The 24,524-nt window shown below is 47.7% G+C and carries 21 protein-coding genes; 8 read left to right on the top strand and 13 right to left on the bottom strand.

The features are described from left to right. Positions 1–51: 51 nt before the first annotated feature. Positions 52–387: a hypothetical protein gene (locus COW15_RS03295; RefSeq protein ID WP_293629948.1), complete on the top strand. Its 336-nt coding sequence runs from the start codon at positions 52–54 to the stop codon at positions 385–387. A gap of 674 nt (positions 388–1,061) precedes the next feature. On the opposite strand, the gene relA is transcribed toward COW15_RS03295, so the two are convergent. Then, positions 1,062–3,269 carry a GTP diphosphokinase gene (relA, locus tag COW15_RS03300; protein ID WP_293629950.1) on the bottom strand — a complete coding sequence of 736 codons (2,208 nt, stop codon included), beginning with the start codon at positions 3,267–3,269 and terminating at the stop codon, positions 1,062–1,064. A gap of 152 nt (positions 3,270–3,421) precedes the next feature. Next, positions 3,422–4,774 carry a 23S rRNA (uracil(1939)-C(5))-methyltransferase RlmD gene (gene rlmD / locus COW15_RS03305; protein ID WP_293629952.1) on the bottom strand — a complete coding sequence of 451 codons (1,353 nt, stop codon included), beginning with the start codon at positions 4,772–4,774 and terminating at the stop codon, positions 3,422–3,424. A 100-nt stretch (positions 4,775–4,874) separates the two neighbouring features. On the opposite strand from rlmD, the gene barA reads away from it, so the two are divergent. From barA to COW15_RS03320, 3 genes are all read left to right on the top strand, one after another. After that, positions 4,875–7,676, top strand: a complete 2,802-nt coding sequence (gene barA / locus COW15_RS03310; protein ID WP_293629954.1) for a two-component sensor histidine kinase BarA — start codon at positions 4,875–4,877, stop codon at positions 7,674–7,676. Further along, on the top strand, positions 7,651–8,250 hold the full coding sequence (locus tag COW15_RS03315) for a YjaG family protein (protein WP_198780701.1): 600 nt from the start codon (positions 7,651–7,653) through the stop codon (positions 8,248–8,250). The genes barA and COW15_RS03315 overlap by 26 nt, the downstream gene beginning before the upstream one ends. 113 nt (positions 8,251–8,363) lie before the next feature. Next, positions 8,364–8,597, top strand: a complete 234-nt coding sequence (locus COW15_RS03320; RefSeq protein WP_293629956.1) for a hypothetical protein — start codon at positions 8,364–8,366, stop codon at positions 8,595–8,597. A gap of 2 nt (positions 8,598–8,599) precedes the next feature. On the opposite strand, the gene lldR is transcribed toward COW15_RS03320, so the two are convergent. Then, entirely contained in the window at positions 8,600–9,499 is a 900-nt protein-coding gene (gene lldR, locus COW15_RS03325; RefSeq protein WP_293629957.1) for a LysR family transcriptional regulator LldR, read from the bottom strand. Positions 9,500–9,684: 185 nt separating this feature from the next. Between lldR and COW15_RS03330 the strand changes: the two genes are divergently transcribed. From COW15_RS03330 to COW15_RS03340, 3 genes are all read left to right on the top strand, one after another. Further along, a complete protein-coding gene (locus COW15_RS03330; protein ID WP_293629958.1) occupies positions 9,685–10,647 on the top strand; it encodes an AEC family transporter in 963 nt (320 codons plus the stop codon). Between the two features lie 127 nt (positions 10,648–10,774). Further along, on the top strand, positions 10,775–12,436 hold the full coding sequence (gene recN, locus COW15_RS03335) for a DNA repair protein RecN (protein WP_293629959.1): 1,662 nt from the start codon (positions 10,775–10,777) through the stop codon (positions 12,434–12,436). 361 nt (positions 12,437–12,797) lie between these two features. After that, positions 12,798–13,676 carry a universal stress protein gene (locus COW15_RS03340; protein ID WP_293629960.1) on the top strand — a complete coding sequence of 293 codons (879 nt, stop codon included), beginning with the start codon at positions 12,798–12,800 and terminating at the stop codon, positions 13,674–13,676. Between the two features lie 125 nt (positions 13,677–13,801). Here COW15_RS03340 and COW15_RS03345 read toward each other — a convergent pair whose 3' ends face one another. From COW15_RS03345 to glyA, 9 genes are all read right to left on the bottom strand, one after another. Beyond that, entirely contained in the window at positions 13,802–14,296 is a 495-nt protein-coding gene (locus COW15_RS03345) for a phosphatidylglycerophosphatase A (protein WP_293629961.1), read from the bottom strand. Beyond that, positions 14,296–15,252: a thiamine-phosphate kinase gene (thiL, locus tag COW15_RS03350; RefSeq protein WP_293630050.1), complete on the bottom strand. Its 957-nt coding sequence runs from the start codon at positions 15,250–15,252 to the stop codon at positions 14,296–14,298. The genes COW15_RS03345 and thiL overlap by 1 nt, the downstream gene beginning before the upstream one ends. Positions 15,253–15,330: 78 nt before the next feature. Then, complete coding sequence (nusB, locus tag COW15_RS03355; RefSeq protein WP_007646165.1) at positions 15,331–15,735, bottom strand: transcription antitermination factor NusB; 405 nt, start codon at positions 15,733–15,735, stop codon at positions 15,331–15,333. A 14-nt stretch (positions 15,736–15,749) separates the two neighbouring features. After that, a complete protein-coding gene (ribE, locus tag COW15_RS03360; protein ID WP_198780709.1) occupies positions 15,750–16,226 on the bottom strand; it encodes a 6,7-dimethyl-8-ribityllumazine synthase in 477 nt (158 codons plus the stop codon). Between the two features lie 146 nt (positions 16,227–16,372). Then, positions 16,373–17,476: a bifunctional 3,4-dihydroxy-2-butanone-4-phosphate synthase/GTP cyclohydrolase II gene (gene ribBA, locus COW15_RS03365; RefSeq protein WP_293629966.1), complete on the bottom strand. Its 1,104-nt coding sequence runs from the start codon at positions 17,474–17,476 to the stop codon at positions 16,373–16,375. Between the two features lie 67 nt (positions 17,477–17,543). Further along, positions 17,544–18,200: a riboflavin synthase gene (locus COW15_RS03370; protein ID WP_293629968.1), complete on the bottom strand. Its 657-nt coding sequence runs from the start codon at positions 18,198–18,200 to the stop codon at positions 17,544–17,546. Positions 18,201–18,207: 7 nt separating this feature from the next. Next, positions 18,208–19,365 (bottom strand): bifunctional diaminohydroxyphosphoribosylaminopyrimidine deaminase/5-amino-6-(5-phosphoribosylamino)uracil reductase RibD, encoded by a 1,158-nt coding sequence (ribD, locus tag COW15_RS03375; protein ID WP_293629970.1) that lies wholly within the window; start codon positions 19,363–19,365, stop codon positions 18,208–18,210. A gap of 84 nt (positions 19,366–19,449) precedes the next feature. Next, a complete protein-coding gene (gene nrdR / locus COW15_RS03380; RefSeq protein ID WP_007646151.1) occupies positions 19,450–19,899 on the bottom strand; it encodes a transcriptional regulator NrdR in 450 nt (149 codons plus the stop codon). A gap of 200 nt (positions 19,900–20,099) precedes the next feature. Beyond that, positions 20,100–21,353, bottom strand: coding sequence for a serine hydroxymethyltransferase (gene glyA / locus COW15_RS03385; protein WP_293629971.1), 1,254 nt, complete (start codon positions 21,351–21,353; stop codon positions 20,100–20,102). A gap of 189 nt (positions 21,354–21,542) precedes the next feature. On the opposite strand from glyA, the gene ettA reads away from it, so the two are divergent. Further along, a complete protein-coding gene (gene ettA / locus COW15_RS03390) occupies positions 21,543–23,210 on the top strand; it encodes an energy-dependent translational throttle protein EttA (RefSeq protein ID WP_293629972.1) in 1,668 nt (555 codons plus the stop codon). A gap of 140 nt (positions 23,211–23,350) precedes the next feature. On the opposite strand, the gene COW15_RS03395 is transcribed toward ettA, so the two are convergent. Further along, complete coding sequence (locus COW15_RS03395; protein ID WP_293629974.1) at positions 23,351–24,292, bottom strand: LysR family transcriptional regulator; 942 nt, start codon at positions 24,290–24,292, stop codon at positions 23,351–23,353. Positions 24,293–24,524 lie beyond the last annotated feature (232 nt).

Genomic DNA, 24,524 nt, shown 5'->3' on the forward strand with positions numbered 1-24,524 from the left:
GCGGCTTCTTAGAAAGCAGTATTAGCCGCTATGGGTAATAAGGATGGTCTGATGAAGTTCGGTGAAGAAAGAGCAAAGAAAACAATAGAAAGACTATATTCTAATCCTAAAAATTGGAGAAGAAAGGAGTTCCGAAAAGCTTACTATGTTCTTACAGGTCAGAAACAGGTTATGTCGGAGGAGATTGCTAAGGAAATCATCAAGGCGTGTATCGATGATGACAACCTTAAAGAAAGAGTCGAATATGTTGCAGCACTACTCCTAATTACGGGCAAGTGGATATTGCCAACGGTTGTAATCCCAAGTGGAATGTCTAGCCAAATTAAGGCTAGGTACAGTAGTGGAGACTTACGCTCTTGTTCTAGCCCATTAGCATACAGAAAATAAACATTACAAATAAGGATAGGCCGCGCGTAGCCGCGACCTTAACTCCAACGTTACCCCATAGAAATTTTTATCCGAAATTCACCTGACACAGCCGACGTTCTAACGCGCCCTTGTCCAAAACCTTGCCGTTTAAGAAATTTAAATCAACAGGTTATGTCAACACCAAAAAGGTGCGCCATGGTGATTTGTGAGACGACCGTCCGCCCCATGGCCGCTTTTTGGCATCCATGCCGTCGCGGCATTTGTGGATCCTTTCACATCAGACGGGGCGGCCCTGCATCCAGACGGACTTGAACAACATCCCTGTTTAACTGCCAGTTCGCCATCTGATAGGCAGGACGCCTGAATGTCGTGCAATGCAGGGGGGCATGAGAACGACCATGGCTCTCGTTCATAAGCTCAGAAACCCTAGGTTTCTATTCACCGTGTCGGTGAGTGAATGCCATGGCAAGCCATTATGAAAGGCTTGAGCAACAGCTAAGCATACAAAGACTAAATTAACTGCTCATCCCGCTCAATTTTCATAAAAAAACCAAATAAAAAAGGCGGCAGGTGAAATTCATCCTGCCGCCCTAATCCTTGATGACTTTCTTTCTAGCCTCTAGATGGATTCTCTATGCCTTTTATATTGCTAGTAATTTCGAGGCTAATCGCTTCGCAAGACATTGCGAAACCTAAAGCCGTCTTGCCTCGATCACGCTTTCGACCTGTGTCAGTTTAGATAACACCCGCGATAAACCATCGAGATTATAAAGCTCCAGTTCCAACTCAATCGCGGCGGTCTGGTTTTTAGTATCCGATGACGAACTCATGGCCAGTACATTGGATTTTTCGGCAGCCAGCACTGAGGTTAAGTCACGCAATAAGCCGCTGCGATCGTGGGCCAATACCCGCAGACGCATCCGATAACCGCCGGAGTAATTTTCGCCCCAGACCACATCGACACCGCGCTCTGGGTGAACCCGCATTAACTCTTTAACTTGTTCACAATCAGCGCGATGCACAGAAATGCCACGGCCTTTCGTGATAAAACCTAAGATCTCATCACCGGGAACCGGCTGACAGCAACGGGCGATATGGTTAAGCAAGTTACCCACACCGTTGACTTCAACCTGACCACGGCCACTGGAGGTCGGTTTATGTTGGCCTTTCTTAACTAACTCTTCGACCGCATCTTCTTCTGACACTTCGTCGAGTCGCAGACGGCTTTGAATATGGTTAACCACTTGATGCAGACGCACATCACCGCCGCCAATGGCCGCCAGTAAGTCATCCATGCTCGCCATATTAAAGCGCTCGACCGCGATGGCCGCGTCTTTAATTTTAAGGCTCACCCGCGCGAGTTCTGACTCGAGCATTTCTTTGCCAGCGACAATATTCTTGTCTCTGTCCTGCTGCTTAAACCAATGCTGGATTTTAGAACGCGCCCGTGAAGTACGGATATAACCTAAGTTAGGGTTAAGCCAGTCGCGCTTAGGGTTGGGCTGTTTCGAGGTGATGATCTCGATACGCTCGCCCGTTTCAACCTGATAGGTGAACGGCACAATACGGCCATCGACCTTAGCACCAATACATTTATGCCCTACTTGGGAGTGAATGTAATAGGCAAAGTCGAGCACGGTTGAGCCCAGTGGCAAGTCGACGACTTCACCGCTTGGGGTGAACACATAGACTCTATCTTCAAACACTTGGCTGCGCACTTCTTCGACCAAGTTACCACTTTCGACCACGTCTTCCTGCCATTGCAGAATTTTACGCAGCCAGTTAATTTTTTCTTCGTAACCGCTTTGCTTACCGGAATGATTGCCTTCTTTGTATTTCCAATGCGCGGCCACACCCAGCTCTGCATCTTCATGCATATCTTGGGTACGAATTTGAATTTCAACGGTTTTGCCCTCAGGCCCCACCACCACGGTATGAATCGATTGATAACCGTTAGGTTTAGGGTTAGCAACATAGTCGTCAAATTCCCGTGGAATATGGTGCCAAAGCGTATGCACTACGCCTAATGCACCGTAGCAGTCCTGCAAACGCTCAGTCACGATACGCACGGCGCGCACGTCAAACAACTCATCAAATTTGAGGTGTTTGCCCTTCATCTTGCGCCAAATACTGTAGATATGTTTCGGCCGGCCGTAGACCTTAGCGCGAATGTGATCTTCATCTAATCTTTGTTGCAACTGGCTGACAAACTTGTCGATAAAGACTTCACGATCCAGTCGTTTGCCATCTAATTGCTTAGCGATGTCTTTGTAGGTATCTGGATGCAGATAGCGAAAAGAAATATCTTCCAGCTCCCACTTCAATTGGCCAATCCCTAAACGGTTGGCCAGCGGCGCATAAATATCGGCAATTTCACGGGCCAGTAGCACACGAGTTTCTTCATCGGCATTTTTCACCGCCCGTAGCAAACACACACGCTCGGCCAGCTTGATGACCACAGCGCGCACATCTTCAACCATAGCCAATAACATGCGGCGGATATTGTCGATTTGCGGCTCGGTGGAGCGGCTGTTGGGATTGATTTTTAAGGCGCCAATCGCATTCATGGTCACGACACTCGCCACTAAACGCGCCAGCGGCTCACCAAATTTTTCTTTTATGGCTTCTTCGGTCAGTAACCCAGCATCGAATACCACAAACAGAATCGCCGCTTGCAGGGTTTCAATGTCCATGTTCAGCGGTGCGAGGATTTCGATCATCTCTCGAGCACGTTCGAGCAGTTCTCTCTTCGCAGCGGGACTCTTAGCAGGCAAAGCATCAATCTGCCCAATCAGGGTGAGCAGCATCTGCGCTTCATCGACATTGCCGACATAGCGAGCCACCCAATCTTCTAACTGAAAATCGGGATCATTAAAGTGCGCTTCGCGAACAGAGACCATCTAATTTATTTCCTTATCCGTGCTCAGGGAGAAAGTGGGCACCACTTCCGCTCTCCTATCTTCAGCATTGGCGCGCACTTGTCAAACCCAACCGACGTAATAATCACATTTTTTACGTTATTCAAACGCTTTGCTTACTTTGCCAACGCAAATTACTTGGTTAATTCAAACAGTGCCATAGCTTCGATATGGTGTGTTTGTGGGAACATATCGATAAGTCCTAGCTTTTGTAGCTTGTAGCCCCGTTCTAATAAAACCGCGCTATCGCGGGCCAAGCTCGCAGGATTACACGAAACATACACGACTTTGCGCGGCTTCATTTTCTTCAGCCATTGCAAGCTTTCAAAGGCACCCGCACGGGCGGGATCGAGCAGTAATTTATCAATTTTGCCCATCCAAGGCTCAAGGGATAAATCCGCACTTAAGTCGCCGTGGTAAAAGGTCAAATTATCCAGATTGTTGGCTTTAGCATTCACGCGCGCCTGCGTCACCATCTCGGCAACCCCTTCGACGCCAATCACATCCGCGCCCATTTTCGCTAAGGGCAAACTGAAATTCCCCATGCCGCAGAACAAATCTAAAATGCGCTCGTCTGGCGCTGGCGCTAGCCAATCCATCGCTTGAGCGACCATAGCCTTGTTGATTTGGCCGTTCACTTGCACAAAGTTACCGGGAGTGAAACTTAAACTCACCGCATCCGACTGCGCATTTTCATCTAACAGCTGATACACAGGTAACACTAACTCGGTGCCAACGCCTTGGAATTGGCCTTCGTTGTCCTGCAAACAAATATGGATTTGATGCTGCTCGGCAAAGGCTGACAGCTTAGCGAGATCTTTATCGTTTAACGCCTTAGTGATCCGCAGCACGGCGAAGTGACCATTATCGGCGGCAATCAACTCAAGGTGACCTAAACTGGCTTTAGCCGACAACTGATTCAGCAACTTAGCAAAGGGGACGATCAAGTCAGATAACGGCTTAGCTAACACCTGACACTGGCTGATTGGCACCACATTGCTGCTACTGGCCGCGCGGAAACCTAAGCTTAAGTGTTTGGTATTTTTATCAAATAAAGTCGCAAGACGGGCACGGCGACGATAATGCCAACCTTCCCCCGTTAATGCGGGCGATAACGCGCCGCCTTCGGCACCGGCAAACTTCGCCATAATATCCAGCAGCGCGGCTTCTTTATGCTCACGCTGGCCCGCTAATGACATATGCTGTAAGTCGCAGCCGCCGCAGGTGTGATAGTGTGGACACTCAGGCTCGACGCGCTCAGGGCTGGGCGTATCGACTTTAATTAACTTGGCACGGGCGTAATTTTTCTTTTGCTCGGTGAGCTGTACCGTCACGGTTTCATCGGGCAACGCGCCGGGGATAAACACGACTTTACCTTGATGTTGTGCTATACCAGCCCCTAAGTGATCGAGCTGATCCACGCTCAGCGATAACTTAGCCGACAACTGTTTGGAACTATTTGGTTTTGCTTTAAAAAATTGCGCCATTTCGGCCTCTAAATCAATAAAATACTGGCAAAGACCGCCCTCTTTCTGGCAGTCTTATAAAATTATCTTAGTCTTTGTCACAGGAAACACCGCCGCTGCTATGAACCCAGTCAACAACATGACCAAATACAGCCTACGTTCTTGGGTTCTTGTACTGGCACTCGCGCCAACAATCTTGGTCGGTATCCTTCTGGGCAGCTACTTTACCATAAACCGCTTTTATGAACTCGAAGATACGCTCATTGAGCAGGGCAGTAACATCATTGAGCCGCTCGCCATCGCCAGTGAAGGGGGATTAGTCAGCAACGATCGTGAAGCCACCAAACGTTTACTCGCCGCGGCGCAGCTCAATAAATCCACCTTAGTGAAATCCATCGCCATTTTTGATATTCACAACCAACTGTTTGTCACTTCCCATTACCATAAAGACTTTGAGATCATGCGCTATAAAGAGGCGCTCGGCAATTTACAACAAACAGAAATAGAACATGTCGGCGATAGTCTCATTTTACGCACGCCCATTTTTGCCACAACGCCCACCGCAGCCCCCGCCAATATGGAGACTCACACGGAAAATGGCGAGTTATTAGGGTATATTTCCGTCATTATCAATAAGGAGCGGGCCTTACTCGAGCAGCACAGGGCCGCCGTTGCCGCTTTTATTATTGTGCTGATCGGGGTGCAATTAAACCTACTGTTCACTTTCCGCTTAGTGAAAAACGTCACCCAACCTATTACCGAAATGGTGCGTGTGGTCGCCAAAATTCGTGAGGGGAAATTAGACGCGCGTTTAGATGGCAATCTGATTGGGGAGCTGGATTTACTCAAACGCGGTATCAATGCCATGGCGGGTTCGCTGTCGGAATACCACGATGAGATGCAGCAAAATATCGATCAGGCCACTTCCGATCTGCGGGAAACCTTAGAACAGATTGAAATCCAAAACGTCGAGTTGGATTTAGCCAAGAAACGCGCCCTAGAAGCGAGCCGGATAAAATCTGAATTCTTAGCCAATATGTCCCACGAGTTACGCACACCGCTCAATGGAGTGATCGGCTTTGCTCGCCAGCTGGTAAAAACCCCCTTGCATTCGAGCCAAGTCGATTATATCAATACCATTGAGCGCAGTGCCACCAACCTGCTAGCCATCATTAACGATATCCTCGACTTTTCTAAACTCGAAGCCGGTAAAATGGTGTTAGAAAACATGCCCTTCGGTTTACGGGAAACCATAGGCGACACTATGACCTTGATCTCGGGTAGCGCCCAAGCAAAGGGCCTAGAACTGGTCGTCGATATCGCCCCCAATGTGCCCGATAGTGTCAATGGCGATGCCATGCGTGTATGTCAAATCATCAATAACTTGGTCGGCAATGCGATTAAGTTTACCGACTCGGGTAGTGTATTGGTCAAACTCGAATTACAGAGTCAATCGGACGAACAGGTCGTGCTACGCTGTGATGTCATAGACACGGGCATTGGTATCGATGAAAGTCAGCAGGACTTTTTATTTCAAGCCTTTGGCCAAGCCGATTCATCAATATCGCGCCGTTTCGGTGGCACTGGGCTCGGTCTAGTCATCACTAAACGCTTAGTCAATCAAATGGGCGGCCAAATTGGTTTTACCTCCTCCGTCGATAAGGGCTCAAATTTCTGGTTTACCCTGCCATTAGGGCTCGGTCAATTCCAGCTTGGCGACTCGCTGCCGCTTGAGAAACTCAAACATAAAACCATACTCTTTTATGAGCCTAGGGTACTGACACACTCAGTCCTCAGCCGTCAATTGCAACTCTGGGAGACCAAAGTCACCCACCATCAGCATATTCCAAGCTTACTCATCACCCTCAGCACCACCGAGGGCAACTTCGATTATATTCTGTTGAGTTGCCACGGTTTTAGTGATGCAGGCCAACTGGTTAATACCTTAAATCTAGCCAAAACAAAAACCGATTGTTTAATTGTGCTATACGATTGCCAAGAGCAAGATGCACTCAGTCAATTTATCCGCCCCAATGCCGATGTTGTGCTTTCACTTCCGGTCAGTGAACATCAACTCGCTCGCAATATGCTTTATCCACCAATGGAATACGACATAGTCGCTCCCATTGCTATTGCAGCCCCTGCCGCCCGTCAATCCTTAACGGTACTGGCAGTGGATGATAATTTTGCCAATTTAAAACTGATAGAAACCTTACTCAAGGAGCTAGTGACCACGGTTGTCGCCGTTAACAGCGGTGAAGATGCCGTAAAACAGGCGAAGAGCCGTACCTTCGATCTGATTTTTATGGATATCCAAATGCCAGGAACCGATGGAATTAGCGCCACTAAGCAAATCCGCCAAGGATCGATGAACCGCAACACACCGATTATTGCGGTGACAGCCCACGCGATAGCCGAAGAGCGCGAACTGATTTTAGGCAGTGGCATGGATGGCTATTTACCTAAACCTATAGATGAAGCCGCGCTTAAGGTAGTGATCAACCGCTGGATCACGCGGCCCAAGTTTACCCATTTTGATCTGCACACCTTAAATTGGGATCTGTGTTTAACCCAGGCCAATCATAAGTCGGACTTAGCCCTAGATATGCTAAGGATGCTCTTGGACTCACTCCCCCAAACCGTGGAGACGATTCAAACCTCACTGAATCAAAATGATCAAGCCACTATACTCAGTACCATACATAAATTACATGGCGCGAGTTGCTACTGTGGGGTGCCGACGACACAGCGTTTATGCCAAGAGATTGAATCGGCATTAAAACGTGAAACCCCAGTGGCAGATCTCGAACCGGAAATACTAGAGTTACTTGATGAGTTAACTAAGGTAGAATCGGCGGCAAAACAAGTGCTATCACAGCTATCAGCGGAAATAACAGATGACCAAGAAAACGGGCTTCTTTAAGCGTCTAAAGGCGCTAGAACTACCACAAAAACAACTCTTTGCCATTGCGCTCTGTCAACGCATGTTGCCCAACTACCAACTGTTTTCAGAGGTCTGCGAATTTGGCGATCCGGCGGTATTAAGCACTGTGTTAGAGTTACTGTGGCAATCCCAATACGACAATAAACTCAAGTTTAATATCGATGTTCATCTGCAGCGATTGGAAGACAACACGCCGGATCCCGCTGACTTTGAGGCCTATGGCGTTTATCCCGCTATGGATGCCGTCGTTGCCCTATCGACATTATTAGGCGCCATTCAAGGTAAGATTGAAGAAGATATAGTGAATATCAGTAAGTTATCCTCAAGCACTGTCGCTAACTATATTGAGGCTATCAGCGACGTCGATCTCGTCGACGACGCACTGGATGATTTCATCTTCGCCCATGAAGTCATGGAAGAAGAAAAAGCCTTACAAAATACCTTACTCGAAATTATTGAAGAAAATCCCAAGATCACCGCAGAACTCGTGAAAGGTTTACGCAAAGATATTATCGAGGCAGGTGTATCTAATATCGGCATTAGTGTTGCCTAAGTCTTAACCGCGGTAATTTCAATCTGTGTTATCTAGGGTATTTGACACTTAGATAACACCAGGTGAAGCACGCCAACTATTCTTTATCCTGCGTAAATTAGCCGATTTAGCCTATGAGAAAAATCGTTTACCAAGGCTTTATCCTCACAAACAATGAGGGCCGTACCGATACTTGGAAACTCACTATCGGTCAGCAAAGCCGCATGGGATCCCTATTTGAACTGCGCCGTCTGCTCGGTTATTACCTTGAGTTAGGCATTTTACCTGCGACAAGGGCGAGCCTTCAGGAGGTAAAACAAACCCAAAATGCCATGGGGAAAAACGCGATAAAGTCCCGTCAACACTAATATCAGCTCATCGAAAACAGTTCTGCCGCCTTTGACTGCATAAACTCAATAAAGACCCTGACCTTGAGCGGTTGTTGGCTGCGTTGATGATACAAAATAGAAATCCGCCGCTGCTCGCCTATCCATTCAGGGAGTAACACTTGTAGTCGCCCCGCTTTAATCTGCTGTTTAACAAATAATTCCGGACCATACAAAATCCCACCGTGATCTAATGTTGCCTCAATCGCACCGTGCAAATCCGTTAAGGTCAGCTTAGTCGGGCCATTAAAGTAAAAGGACTCACCATTGGGATGTTTTAGATGCCAATTAAATAAGGGCCATACCTTTATCAACTGATGGTCCTCTAAATCGTCAGGGTGTGTTAATTTGGGGGCATGGGCCAAATATTCCGGTGTTGCAAACAAGCAATAATCCAATGCCCCTAAGGTACTCGATACCCACGAAGAATCGGGCTGCGCGCCCCCTACAATCGCCACATCAATTCCCTTATCAATCAAATCGACCAACTCATTGCTTTGGGAAATATGCAGCCGAATATCGGGATAGAGACGACCAAACTCGTTCAGTGCACGGATAAAGATAATGGAAATAATCGAGATCGGGGCCGCGATGCGTAACGTGCCTTCGGGTTTATCACTTCCCACCCCACTAAGTTCATCAAATTGAGCGATAACACTCTGGTAGCGCTGAAATAATGCTAAACCTTCCTCCGTCAGTCGCAATTTACGGGTGCTGCGCATAAAAAGTTGCTTATCGAGCTTCTCTTCCAACTTCGCTAATTTGCGGCTCACGGTAGCGATGGGCATGTCTAACTCTTTCGCTGCCTGAGAAAAACTCCCCGCATTGACTAAGTGCACAAACAGGTAAATAAGCTGTAATTCACCACCTAAATCATCATTCATCTTAGTTCCTAATGCCCCTGTGCGCTGTTTTTTCAATCACAACCTTAACGCTAAGTCACTGTGTTTTTAACATAGAATTATACGACCATAGCGCAATAGCCTTACCGATAAATGGTATGCTAATTTGCAGACAGTTTTACTGCGCTAGTTCGAATAATATTAAATCAAAAGGATGAGTGAGGGACATGACTATTTTAACCCCTCTGTTTGCCGTCTTCGGGATCATGTTACTGGGTACGCTAGTACAAAAGTTGCGCCTCCTTCCCGTTGAAACAGACCAAGTGCTAAACCAATATGTGTACTATATTGCCTTCCCTGCTATCTTACTGATTGCCCTCGCACAGCAACCGATTAACGAGATTTTGCAATGGGGATTTATTGCTGGCTATAGTGTTGCAATGGTCATTATTTATCTGATCTGCCTAGGTATATCTCTTATCGCACACCCCAAAAAGCATGCCATAGCCGCGATTAGAGCCCTCAATGCAACCTTTGGTAATACCGCATTTATTGGGATCCCACTGCTCATCATCCTCTTTCCACAGCAACAAGATGCCTTAGTTGCTGCGGCGATTGCGAGCCTCTTATCCGTGTTGATGTTTGCCGTAGCCTTAGTCTCATTGGAATTGGCCACGAATACTCAGAGACAACAACATGCTGCCATCATAATGCTTATGGCCGTAGGTAAAAATCCCATCGTCATTGGCTGTTTGATTGGCGTTGGGATTTCAGCATCCGGCATTAAGCTGCCCTCGGGGCTGGCAATGATGATCCAGCAAATAGGCAATACTTCTAGTCCCTGCGCTCTCTTTGCCGTGGGTATGGTATTAGCAAAAGCGATGCGCTATCAAAAGGACAGTTCCCTTTTTAGCATGGCAAATTTTGTCGAACTCAGCGTAATAAACCTCTTTAAACTCGCAGTCCAGCCCGCTCTAGTCTTTATAATGTTGAAATGTTTTGGAGTCAGCGGCGACTATCTGGTGATGGGGGTTATTCTCAGTGCATTACCGACGGCGGCGAGCGTGTATTTGCTTGCCCAGCGCTATAATACTCAGGCATCAACCAGTGCCCAGGGCATTCTATTTGGCACCTTAGTCACTTTCTTTAGTTTGCCTATCTTAGAAAGCTTAGTAAGAACCCACGCATAATCAGTCAATTAAAAATATTACCGTCAATAATGTCGATTATTTACCCAAGTCACTTTACTGTATATAAAATCAGTATATACTGTTTATCAATACAGTGGTTTGGTATGTTTTTCGACAGGAATTCACTATGCTTTGCCAACTCAGCATTAATAACTTCGCTATCGTCCGTTTTCTTGAGCTAGATTTTCGCCCCGGCATGACCAGCATTACCGGTGAAACCGGTGCAGGCAAATCGATTGCCATCGACGCCCTTGGACTCTGTCTTGGCAATCGCGCCGATGCCAGCAGTGTTCGCCCAGGCGCCAATAAAACCGAGGTTAGCGCCCGTTTTTCCTTGGATGATATTCCACTAGCAAAACGTTGGTTAGAAGATAACGATCTTGAACTCGATGATGAGTGCATCCTACGCCGCACTATTGGTAGCGATGGCCGTTCGCGCGCCTACATTAATGGTAATCCAGTGCCGTTGACACAGCTCAAATTACTGGGTCAGTTGCTTATCGGTATTCACGGTCAACATGCCCACCATGCAATGTTAAAGAGTGAACATCAACTGACCCTGCTCGACAGTTATGCCAACCACAGATTACTTATCGATACGGTTGCCGCCAGTTTTCAACGCTGCAAGCAAATTGAGGCAGACCTAAAACAACTCGAAGCTTCTCAGCATGAACGTATTGCCCGTAAGCAATTAGTACAGTATCAAGTAGAAGAACTCGATGAGTTTGATCTTAAAGCCGATGAGTTTGATGAAATTGAGCAAGAGCACAAACGTCTGGCCAACGGCACTGAGTTGATTGATACCTGTCAGGCAAGCTTAGAGTTACTCACCGAGGGCGAAGAAAACAACATAGAATCGCTGCTCAACCGAGTCGTTTCCCTCGCCGAAGATCTGCAAAGCTACGATCCTGCATTAAGCAATATCAACATTATGTTGAATGATGCCTTAATCCAAGTACAAGAAAGTGCAGGTGAATTACAGCATTATTTAAGTAAGCTTGAACTCGATCCGACCCATTTCGCCTATTTAGAAGAACGGCTATCAAAAGCCATGCAACTGGCGCGTAAGCACCATGTCAGCCCGAATAAACTGGCCGAACATCATTTAGCATTAAAAGCAGAGCTGAGCACCTTAGACAGTGACGAAAGCAAGCTCGAAGAAATTCAATTACAGGTCGATGCCAGTAGAGCCGCTTACCTTAACAATGCACAGAAACTCAGCCAAAGCCGCGCTAGATATGCCAAAGAACTCGACAAACTAGTGACTCAGTCTATCCACGAACTGAATATGCCTAAGGGGAAATTCACTATTGATGTCAGTTTTAACCCAGAGTTAATGTCTCCTAACGGCAGCGATCATATCGAATTTATGGTCACAACAAACCCAGGGCAACCTTTGCAGCCCATTTCTAAGGTGGCGTCGGGGGGGGAATTGTCACGTATTGGCCTTGGTATACAAGTGATTACCGCTAAAAAAGTGGCAACCCCTACGCTGATTTTCGATGAGGTCGATGTAGGTATTTCTGGGCCGACTGCCGCAGTCGTTGGCCGAATGCTGCGCAGCTTAGGTGAATCAACCCAAGTACTGTGTGTAACTCACCTGCCACAAGTTGCAGGCAATGGTCATCAACATATGTTCGTCAACAAGCAAAATAAGGCAGGTAGCACCGAGACAACCATGACCCAGCTAGATAAAGAACAACGCATTCAAGAGCTTGCTCGATTATTGGGTGGCGATACTATCACGACTAATACCTTGGCTAATGCGCGGGAGTTATTGCAGTCATAGTTGGCACTATCGAGCGCAGCAGTATCCATAATACAAAAGCCAGCTCGGCAATGATGTCCATATACAAGAGTCTGTTCTGCAAGGATCTATATGATGCTCAGTAGCTTACTGGCTCCTCCCTAACACTTTGACACAGGGCAGATTAACAATATTGAATACGAATAAAATCGTATATTAAACATATTTTTAGGTATAAAGGGGAAATAACGAGTTTCCACCATAAAGTAATGATTTGAATTTAAAAGCGTTAATTTACATAGATTATTATTACCTAAATTGCAAATTTGATAGCGATATTTAATATTACTCTATTATTAGGCTTCTCCTAGACTTAATAACCCAAAGGAAGTAGGAGAAGAACATGTCCTTTCAGCATATTCTCGCCGCGATTGATGATGTCATCTCGCCTGCGGCTGTGCTTAAAAAAGCCGTTATTTTAGCCCAAAAAAGTCATGCATCCTTAACCGTCCTAAAGATTAAACGAACCCATAACTTCAACTTGAGTCTGCTTTTTCACCAGGATAACTATATTGAAAATAAAGAAAAAAAACGAAAGTCTCTGCTGACGTATCCAAATAAAGAGCATCCTATTGTCATAAAAGAATGTCAGTCTCATTCTATCCACAACGCTATCGTCAACGAATGTAAACAACAACCCTATGATCTTATTGTGGTGAGTCACAAATTCTATCCACCCTTTTTCAGTGAATTTTTAATTGCAGATGAATGGCTATTACTGCGCATGCCAGATATTCCGGTGATGTTTGTCAACCTTGTTGATTGGCATGAAAATGGACATATTTTAACGGCACTCGAACTAGATAATGAGAATGTCTCACATACGATTTTTAATGAAACCCTAATAGCAGAAAGCAAACATATAGCGAATATTCTCTCTAACGACCTCCATTTAATTAACAGCTACCTACCCGATCCATTCTATATGAGCTTTAATGCACCAGACGCTAGACTACTGATATCAGAGCGAGATAAATACCAAGAAAAGCTAACAAATGTCGCTCGATATTATAATCTCGATACCGATAATCTTCATGTCGTCGAGGGGTTACCTGAGGATACTATTTCCATGGAAGCTCAAAAACTTAATGTGAATATGCTTATTATGGGGAGTGCCGAACACAAGGGATTGTTGAGTCTATTGAAAGGAAATGCTTCTCGAAATATTATCAATCAATTGAAAACCGATCTTTATATTGTAAAACCGAAATTACAGCATTGAATAAGACGATAACCTTAACGAGAATACTATAACAATGCCTTTATCAATATTATCGTATAAAGGCATTTTATTTATCAGGCAAGGTATTCGGGGAATAAGCATGAATATGCGGCGTATTATACCCGCTATAAGAGGAACATGGCTAAGATTTGTAGACCGATAAAAGCAAAAACGCCCGCTAGCACATCATCGATCATAATCCCAAAACCGCCTTCGACTTTGGCATCGAGCCAGCGGATTGGCCAAGGCTTGATAATATCGAAAAAGCGAAATAAACCAAAACCAACGGCTAACCAAATCCACCCCGCTGGTGCCGCTATCATAGTAATAAGCAGTCCTGCGACTTCATCCCACACAATTGCGCCATGGTCATGCACCCCCATATCTTTAGCGGCTTTATCACAAATATAAACACCCGCCAATACGCTAAGCAGGGTTAACCCCAGATACCAAGTCAAGGGCAATTGTGCCATCAACAAATATAAAGGAATAGCCGCGAGTGTCCCGAAGGTACCGGGGGCTTTGGCTGCGAGTCCACTGCCAAAACCGAGTGCCAAAAAGTGGACAGGATTTTTTAATGACAGGCGAGCTAGGGCCTGATCCTTTGAAAGCCAATTCATTAAAAGTGCTCAAAACCGTGGTAAGGCGGTGTAAAAGGTTCACCATTGAGTTGTAACTTAAGCTTAGTGCCCGCGCTGATTTGCCCAACTCGGACAAATTTAGTCCCCGCATGGCTTAACGCCGTTTCTAGAGCCCCTTTTTGCGCCTCGGGGACAGTAAACAACAGTTCGTAGTCTTCTCCCCCAGTCAGTGCATACCCTAAGGCATGCTCTTCACTCACAGTATCTTTCATCGCACGGGACAAGGGAATATTCGCCACATCGACAATGGCACCAACCTGTGACGCCTTAAGGATATGACCAATATCGGAGATAAAACCATCGGAGAGATCGATAGCACTCGATGCTAATGAACGCAGAGATTGCCCTGCCAATACCCTAGGCGTAGGGCGATAATGGCGGTTGATCAGAAACTCTTTATGCTCTGCTCGCGCATGTTGATCTCCTCGAATAATATCCAGACCTAAGGCAGAATCTCCAAGCGTACCAGTGACATAGATCCAATCCCCAGCCTTAGCACCGTGGCGGGTCAACGCTTTACCCTGCGGAACTTGGCCGTGTACTGTGATATTAATGGCCCGTGGCCCACGCGTCGTGTCGCCGCCAATTAAGGCGATGCCATAATAATCGGCTGCTTCAAATAAACCTTCGCTAAAACCACTGAGCCAGGCCTCATTGACTTCTGGCAAGGTTAAGGCAAGTGTCATCCACGCAGGCTCGGCGCCCATGGCAGCTAAATCAGATAAATTGACCGCTAAGGCTTTGTAACCTAAGGCAGCAGCAGGTATATCGGGGAAGAAGTGGACATTTTCGACTAAGGTGTCACAGGAGATAGCGATCGACTTGTTTTCTGCGGGTTGCACTAAGGCGCAATCGTCACCGATACCAAGCTTCACATCACGGCGAGTGGGGCCGCGGTTGCTAAAATAACATTCAATTAATTGGAATTCTTTCACTGTACAGTTTGGCACGACTTACATCGGCCACCTTTGTTAGCAATGAAAAACGGTATCCTAGGATACCGTTTGTCTTTATTACTTACGTGCAACCAGTTTGTCGAGTAATCCATTAACAAACTTATGACTGTCATCCGCACCGAAAGCTTTAGCCAACTCGATTGCCTCGTTAATGGCAACCTTGAAGGGTACATCTTTACGGAAGGTCAGTTCATAGCTCGCTAGGCGAACTATGGCCTTTTCCACTGGCGACACCTCATCAATTGGGCGGTCCAGAAACGGGATAATCAGTTCATCCAGTTGGGCTTTCTTAGTTGCAACGCCTGCAAATAGCTCACGAAAATAAGCTACATCAACACCGTCGAGACTCTGCTCAGTTAAAAACTCATGCTCGACATCGGCAATATTATTCCCGCTTAGTTGCCATGAATAAATGGCTTGAACGGCTAAACGGCGGGCCTTGCGGCGCTCAGAAGGCTTCATTATTTTTCCTACTATTACAACTGTTGTTCAAGTTCTTGCAGAACGTTGACCATTTCAAGCAAGCTTAGGGCAGCTTCGCCGCCTTTATTACCCGCTTTAGTACCTGAACGCTCAATCGCTTGTTCAATGGTATCAGTGGTCAACACACCGAAGGCAACAGGCAGATCAAACTCAAGGGCAACTTGGGCTAGACCTTTGTTACATTCGCCTGCAACAAAATCAAAATGGGGAGTACCACCACGGATCACCGCACCTAAGGCGATAATGCCGTCGAACTTACCACTGGCAGCCACACGGCGGGCAGCTAGCGGTAACTCAACCGCACCGGGTACACGGACGACGGTGATATTGTCGTCGCTGACTTGGCCAAAACGCTTCAGCGTGTCAAGTGCACCTTCCAGCAGGCTCTCAACTAAAAAGCTGTTGAAACGCGAAATTACAATCGCAACTTTGGCATTTTTCGCTTCGATATTACCTTGAACTACGTTCATTATCTTACCTAAATTTTGCTAAAGCACCCAGCTCGGGGCGAAAAGTGGCGATATGATATCACAGCCATTTGCCCAGAGCCCTATGCAAATTATCAGAAATAGTTAATTTTACCTGACTGCAACTTCATCCCTACTTAGTGAGTGACTCAGTCGGCCAAATACTCGGTCACTTCGAGGCCAAAGCCCGAGAGTGAATGATAACGCTTAGGTGAGCTAAGCAGGCGCATTTTAGTCACGCCTAGACTGGCGAGGATTTGCGAGCCCACACCGACACGGCGTGACGTTCCCTGCCATTTGGCGCAGGCAGGCGCTTGGCCTTGGTCTTCCGCCTCGAAGGCTTTGACCTTAGCAAGGATCTCATTTGGGTGTTCTTGATTACCGAGCAACACCAACACGCCACCTTCAGCGGCAATGCGTTCCATGGCTTTTTCCAGTGGCCAGCTACGTTGCTGGTCGCGCTCTGAGTGGAGTAAATCGTTGAAAGTATTTTGCAGATGCACGCGCACCAAACAATCTTCTTTCACCTCACCTTTGACTAAGGCGAAATGCAGTTGATTGTCGATTGTGTCCCTAAAGGTCACCATATCGAACTCGCCGAAACGGGTCGGTAGTTTACATTTAGCTTCACGCACAACCGTGGTTTCTTTGGTGTTGCGATACTCAATTAATGCTGCAATGGTGCCAATTTTAACGCCATGTAATTCTGAGAAAATCTCTAAATCGGGGCGACGAGCCATAGTGCCGTCTTCATTTAAAATCTCAACAATGACCGCCGATGGTTCAAGTCCCGCAAGACGAGCTAAATCACAGCCCGCTTCGGTGTGGCCCGCACGGGTTAATACGCCGCCGTCCTGCGCCATCAAGGGGAAAATATGCCCTGGTTGCACTAAGTCCGACGCTTTAGCCTCTTTAGCCACCGCCGCTTTTACCGTCACGGCGCGGTCGTGGGCCGAAATACCGGTAGTCACGCCTTCCGCCGCTTCAATAGAAACCGTAAAGTTAGTCGAGAACTGAGCGTTGTTATTCGTGACCATCAAGGGCAAATTTAACTGCTGGCAACGGGCTTTGGTCATGGTCTGGCAAATGAGTCCACGACCGTATTTCGCCATAAAGTTGATCGCTTCTGGCGTGACCAGCTCGGCCGCCATGATCAAATCACCTTCGTTTTCTCTGTCTTCGTCATCCATCAAAATAACCATCTTACCTTGACGAATATCTTCGATGATCTCTTCTATACTGTGCAGCGCCATTGTAGGACCTTTATGATTTTGCTGTTGTTATGGAATTTTATACCTTAGCAGTACGATTGCCAGTGCTCTAACGCACAAAGCCGGCACGGGCTAACATTTCCAGGGTGACGCCAGCGCTCTTATTGTCTTTGCTATCAAAATTCATCAAGCGTTCTAGATAACGGGCGATTAAATCCACCTCAATATTAACCTTATCACCCGCTTGTAGGTCGACCAAGGTGGTTTCCCCTGCGGTATGCGGCACTATGGTCAAACGGAATCGACTGCCGTCCACTTCGTTAACCGTCAGGCTCACGCCATCAATAGTAATGGAACCTTTGTGGGCAATGTAACGCCCAAGCTCTGCGGGTGCGGCTAACCAGAACTCGATGGCTTGGCCACGGGCGTGACGCCGCTCAACCGTTGCGATACCGTCCACATGGCCGCTGACCATATGGCCACCTAAACGCGTGGTTGGAGTAACGGCCTTTTCAAGATTCACCTTAGTGCCCACTTTATAGTTGGCAAAACCGGTTAGACTCACGGTTTCGGCTGAAACATCGGCCACATAGCCATCGGCTAGCTGTTGTACCACAGTTAAGCACACCCCATTGGTGGCAATACTGTCGCCTAAGCGCACATCGCTTAAATCCAGTTTGCCGCTCGCCACCGTTAAGCGAATATCATCGCCCTTGCGTTCAAGCTTTCGCAGTGTGCCAACGGCCTCAATAATCCCAGTAAACATGGTTAACTCACTTATTCGATAAAGATGGTTTGGGCTTAAGCCTTAATGTTAAACGGGTATCCACACCCACTTTGCGCTCATCGACCAAAGTTAATGCAGGAATTTGCGCCATGGTTTGATAATCGGGTAGCTGCAGCAGATTGTGCCCTTGCCCGCCGAGGATTTTCATCGCTTGGTACAGCACTAATTCATCGGCCAATCCTGCGGCGACAAAAGCCCCCGCCAAGGTTGCACCGGCTTCCACCAGCACTTGATTACAGCTTTTACCTAGATAGCTTAATAGTGCGGCTAAGGAGATTCGACCTTCGATGGCCGGTAATTGGAGGCAAGTCACATGGGCAGGTAATCGCGCCATAAAGTCTGGCGAATAAGGCACTGTCGAAACTAATAAAATAGGGAATTCGGTCATAAACAGCGCGGCCGTGATAGGCATACGGGCGCGGCTGTCTAAAACGACCCGCAGTGGCTGTAAGACCTGCGTTTCACTCAATTGAGTGGTTAAGCTGCCAAGCTCTGGGTATCGCACATTCAGTGACGGATCATCGGCCAGTACAGTTTCAATCCCAGTGACCAGCGCGCAGGAACGTAAGCGTAATCGCTGCACATCGTGGCGGGATTCTGGGCCGGTTATCCACTTAGACACACCGTTTGATAATGCAGTTTTACCATCGAGGCTCGCGGCTAATTTTACCGTCACCCAAGGCATTCCCGATTCCATGCGCTTCATAAAGCCTAAATTTAAGGCATAGGCCTCATCGCGATGTAATCCCACATCCACTTGAATACCCGCATCCCGCAACATTTGAATGCCGCACCCGCCGACCTGTGGATTAGGATCTTCCACCGCCACCACCACACGTTTTACGCCGATATTGATCAGCGCTAAGGCGCAGGGCGGCGTGCGGCCATAATGGCTGCAGGGCTCTAGGGTGACATAGGCCGTTGCACCGCGGGCCAGTTCGCCAGCCATACGCAGTGCATGCACTTCGGCGTGGGGTTCACCCGCTTTTTGATGATAACCTTCACCGACAATGTGATTATCGTTAACGATAACGCAGCCGACGCTGGGGTTGGGCCTAGTGGTATAAAAACCTTTGCGCGCCAATTGGATAGCACGGCTCATCATTTTAATGTCGAGTACGGACCAACTTATGTTCAAGCTCATGTTCAACCTGTTGTTAAAGGTTTTAGCCTTGAGGCAGGATAAAAGGCATCTAGCCTCTCCCTTCAATTGCCCTATACAAGGTGATTATTTTTGCAATTTCGCAATCGCCTCACCAAATTCAGACACATCCTCAAAGGCGCGGTACACAGAGGCGAAACGAATATAGGCAACCTTATCGAGATTCATCAATTGCTCCATCATCAAATTACCAATCATCTCCGATGGCACTTCCCGTTCTCCCGTGGCACGTAGGGTCGACTTGATCTTACTGAGCGCCTGTTCAATTTCATCCATTGACACGGGGCGTTTCTCAACGGCGCGCAGCATGCCACCTTGGAGCTTTTCTTCATCGAAGGGTTGGCGTGTGCCATCGCGCTTAATCACTCTAGGCATGACTAACTCGGCGCCCTCAAAGGTGGTAAATCTTTCATGGCATTCGGTGCATTCCCGGCGACGGCGCACTTGATGGCCTTCCGCCACTAATCGGGAATCGATCACTTTCGTATCTGTCGCGCTGCAAAATGGACAATGCATTGAGCCTCCTGCCAGTGAATGGCGTAAAGCCGTTGGCTTTACGATGTTATCTAAGATTAACCTGTTTGGTTTAAGTCTAAGATTTTAGCAATAAAAATGGCCGCTTAATGCGGCCATGGGATTTTATCCTATTTATGGGCTGAGGTTAACCACCTGATGCTTGTTAGGCTCAGCACCACAAAAAGGCGGCTATTTACAGATTAACCGTAAACAGGGAAACGGGCGCACAGTGCCAATACTTGGCCCTTCACACGCTCAATCACAGCAGGATTGTGGGCATCGTCGAGGATGTCACAGATCCAACCAGTTAACTCTTTCGCTTCGGCTTCTTTAAAGCCGCGGCGAGTGATCGCTGGCGTACCGATACGCACACCCGAGGTCACAAAGGGTGAACGTGGGTCGTTTGGCACAGAGTTTTTATTAACAGTAATGTTGGCGCTACCTAAGGCGGCATCGGCTTCTTTACCCGTTAAGTCGCGACCAATCAGGTCAAGTAGCATTAAGTGGTTGCTGGTTCCGCCAGAGACGATTTTGTAACCGCGCTCAAGGAAGACTTCGACCATAGCTTTAGCGTTGTTAACCACTTGCTGTTGGTAAACTTTGAACTCTGGCTCTAGGGCTTCTTTGAACGCCACCGCTTTACCGGCGATAACGTGCATCAATGGGCCACCTTGACCGCCTGGGAATACCGCAGAATTCAACTTCTTGTATAAGTCTTCATCGTCAGCAGCAGACAGGATCACACCACCACGGGGACCGGCTAAGGTTTTGTGGGTCGTTGAAGTGACAACGTGTGCGTGTGGTACTGGGTTTGGATAAACGCCCGCAGCGATAAGACCGGCAACGTGCGCCATATCGACGAACAGGTAAGCACCAATTTTGTCTGCGATTTCACGCATTTTTGCCCAATCAACGATACCAGAATAGGCAGAGAAACCGCCGATCATCATCTTAGGCTTGTGTTCTACGGCCAGACGTTCCATTTCGTCGTAGTCAATTTTGCCAGACTCGTCGATACCGTAAGGAATGATGTTGTACAGTTTGCCAGAGAAGTTAACCGGTGAACCGTGGGTCAAGTGACCACCGTGGGCTAAGTTCATGCCCAGTACGGTATCACCAGGTTTTAACAATGCCATGTAAACCGCGCTGTTTGCCTGTGAACCTGAATGAGGTTGCACGTTAGCATAAGTTGCGCCAAACAGTTGTTTAGCACGTTCAATCGCTAAGGTTTCCACTACGTCCACATACTCACAACCACCGTAGTAACGCTTGCCTGGATAGCCTTCGGCGTACTTATTGGTTAACTGTGAACCTTGCGCTTCCATCACGCGTGGACTGGTGTAGTTTTCAGAAGCAATCAGCTCAATATGCTCTTCTTGACGCAGAGTTTCGTTCTGAATTGCGTTGAACAGTTCCGGATCATAATCTGCGATATTCATATCTTTTTTCAGCATTGCTTACTCCAGCTGCCAATTCTTATAGGTAGGGTTGCGCGGTATTCTACTCGGAACGCGGCCACAATCCCAGTATTTGAAACATGAAATTCCTATGGATTGTGCTTGAACTTGGCTCATTGCCGAGTTGAGTTCGGCGCGCAATCGAGTAGAATTAGCCGCATCATTAGTCACTTAAGATAGAGAAAAATGGCTCAGTTTGTTTATAGCATGCTGCGGGTGGGCAAGGTTGTTCCGCCTAAGAAGCAGATCCTTAAAGACATTTCTTTAAGCTTTTTCCCCGGCGCCAAAATTGGCGTATTAGGTCTCAACGGTTCAGGTAAATCCACCCTACTGCGCATTATGGCGGGTATTGACACCGAAATTGAAGGTGAAGCGCGCCCAATGCCGGGGTTGAAAATCGGTTACCTACCGCAGGAACCTAAACTCGATCCAACGCAAACCGTGCGTGAAGCGATTGAAGAAGCGGTCTCTGAGGCAAAAAATGCCCTGACTCGCCTCGATGCCGTTTATACCGCCTACGCCGAGCCGGATGCCGATTTCGATGCCTTAGCAAAAGAGCAAGGTGAACTCGAAGCCATTATTCAAGCCCAGGATGCCCATAACTTAGATCATATCCTTGAGCGCGCCGCCAACGCCCTGCGCCTGCCGGATTGGGATGAGAAAATCGAAGTGTTATCGGGTGGTGAACGTCGCCGCGTGGCGATTTGTCGCCTGCTGCTTGAAAAGCCTGAAATGCTGCTACTCGACGAACCGACCAACCACTTGGATGCTGAATCCGTGGCTTGGCTTGAGCACTTTCTGCAGGAATATGCCGGTACTGTGGTTGCTATTACCCACGACCGTTACTTCCTCGACAATGCCGCTGGCTGGATTTTAGAACTCGACCGCGGTGAAGGTATTCCGTGGGAAGGTAACTATTCTTCATGGCTTGAGCAGAAAGATGCCCGCTTAAAGCAGGAATCTGCCGCAGAAAGCGCCCGCCAAAAAACCATTGCTAAAGAATTGGAATGGGTTCGCCAAGGCGCGAAAGGCCGTCAGTCTAAGGGCAAGGCCCGTATGGCGCGCTTTGAAGAACTGAACACTAACGATTACCAAAAACGTAACGAAACCAACGAGCTGTTCATTCCGCCCGGACCACGTTTAGGTGACAAGGTTATCGAAGTGAATAACCTGACCAAATCCTACGGTGACCGCGTCCTGATCGACAATCTGTCGTTCTCTGTGCCTAAGGGCGCGATCGTCGGTATTATCGGTGCCAACGGCGCGGGTAAATCGACCCTGTTCCGCATGTTATCCGGCGCTGAAACCCCAGACAGCGGCAGCATTGAGCTGGGTGATACTGTGCAATTAGCATCGGTTGAGCAGTTCCGCGATTCGATGAATGATAAGAACACCATCTGGCAAGAAATTTCCGGTGGCCAAGACATCATGCGCATCAACAACATGGAAATCCCAAGCCGCGCCTATGTGGGCCGCTTCAACTTCCGTGGTGGTGATCAGCAAAAGGTCATCGGCACTCTGTCGGGTGGTGAACGTAACCGAGTGCATTTAGCCAAACTGTTGCAAGCGGGCGGTAACGTTTTATTACTCGACGAACCGACTAACGACTTAGACGTTGAAACCCTGCGCGCACTGGAGGAAGCGATTCTGGAATTCCCAGGTTGTGCTATGGTGATCTCCCACGACCGTTGGTTCCTCGACCGTATCGCGACCCACATTCTGGATTATCGCGACGAAGGCCAAGTGAACTTCTACGAAGGTAACTACACCGAATACTCGGCATGGTTGAAGAACACCTATGGCGCCGATGTGGTTGAGCCACACCGCTTGAAATATAAGCGAATGATTAAATAGAATCTAGAATCTAGAATCTAGAATCTAGAATCTAGAATCTAGAAAGTGTGTATCTGAGGAGTTTAACTCGAAAGGGTTAAGCTCCTTTTTTATTCCATTCGATTACGTGGAGCTGGCTTTGGCACTATTTCAAACTGGCACTATTTCAAACTAGCAAAATAGGCCACCAGCATATCCATCATCACCCTGAGTGCGGGCTGCATATGTTTGCGGGATTGATACACGCCATACACTCCAAGGGACTGCGGCTTAAATTCAGTTAATAAAGGCACTAACTGACCCGAGTCTAAATAGGGTTTCGCCGCCCATAGCGGCTGCATCGCAATCCCCTCACCCGCCAGCGTGGCATTGAGCACCACCATGGAATCATTGGCGCTGAAATTCCCATTCACAGGCACATTAAACGCCTGACCTTGGTTTAACGTAGGATCGGAATTCAGCGCTTGAGCCTGTTTCGCCCCTACATCGGTTTTATAAAAGCGCCACATCACATCGCCAAAATAGGAATAGGTTAAACAGTTATGCTGAGTTAAATCCTCGGGATGCAGCACGGCGGCGCGCGCGGCGAGATAACTCGGCGCGGCGCACACCACAGACTCACACTCCCCTAAGCGCCTCGCGATAAGATTGGGGTCAAGTTCATTGGTGATGCGAATGGCCAGATCAATCCGCTCTGCGATCAGATCGACGGTTTGGCTACTCACGTGGATATTCACACTCGCCTGCGGATAACTGGCTAGGTATTGGCGCACCACGGGCGCTAAAATCTGATGTGCCATAAATTGTGAGCAGCTAATGCGCAGTAATCCCCGCGGGACCGCCACACCAGCATGGCTGACCGCCGGCACTTCATTAGCCAGTTCGAGCAATCTGTGGCAATAATCCAGTACTTGCTCACCCGCTGGCGTTAAGCTGAGGCTGCGCGTCGAGCGATGCAGCAGCCGAGCGCCAGACCATTCTTCCATTTCACTCAAGTAACGGGTCACCATAGAGCGTGACATATCTAAGGCATTGGCGGCGCTGATCATGCTGCCACGCTCAACAATCGCCACAAACACCTTAGCCGCTTCGAGTCTGTCCATTACTTATCTCCACTCACGTTCAACCACTCACTTGTAATCACTCAAAGGCTCATTCACATACTTTCGTACTTTCATAACTAGGAGTGCAAGAGTGCATGCAGTCATTCATCCGATTTATGCAACAAATATGGGCAATTGTACGCATTTATCCAGTGATTTTTGCAACTTATACTTTACTCACTTTTGCAACAACTGCAAAGCAACGACTTAAATCTTGAATATAAGTGAGCCC

It is taken from the genome of Shewanella sp. CG12_big_fil_rev_8_21_14_0_65_47_15 (assembly GCF_002783505.1).
Lineage (GTDB): Bacteria > Pseudomonadota > Gammaproteobacteria > Enterobacterales > Shewanellaceae > Shewanella.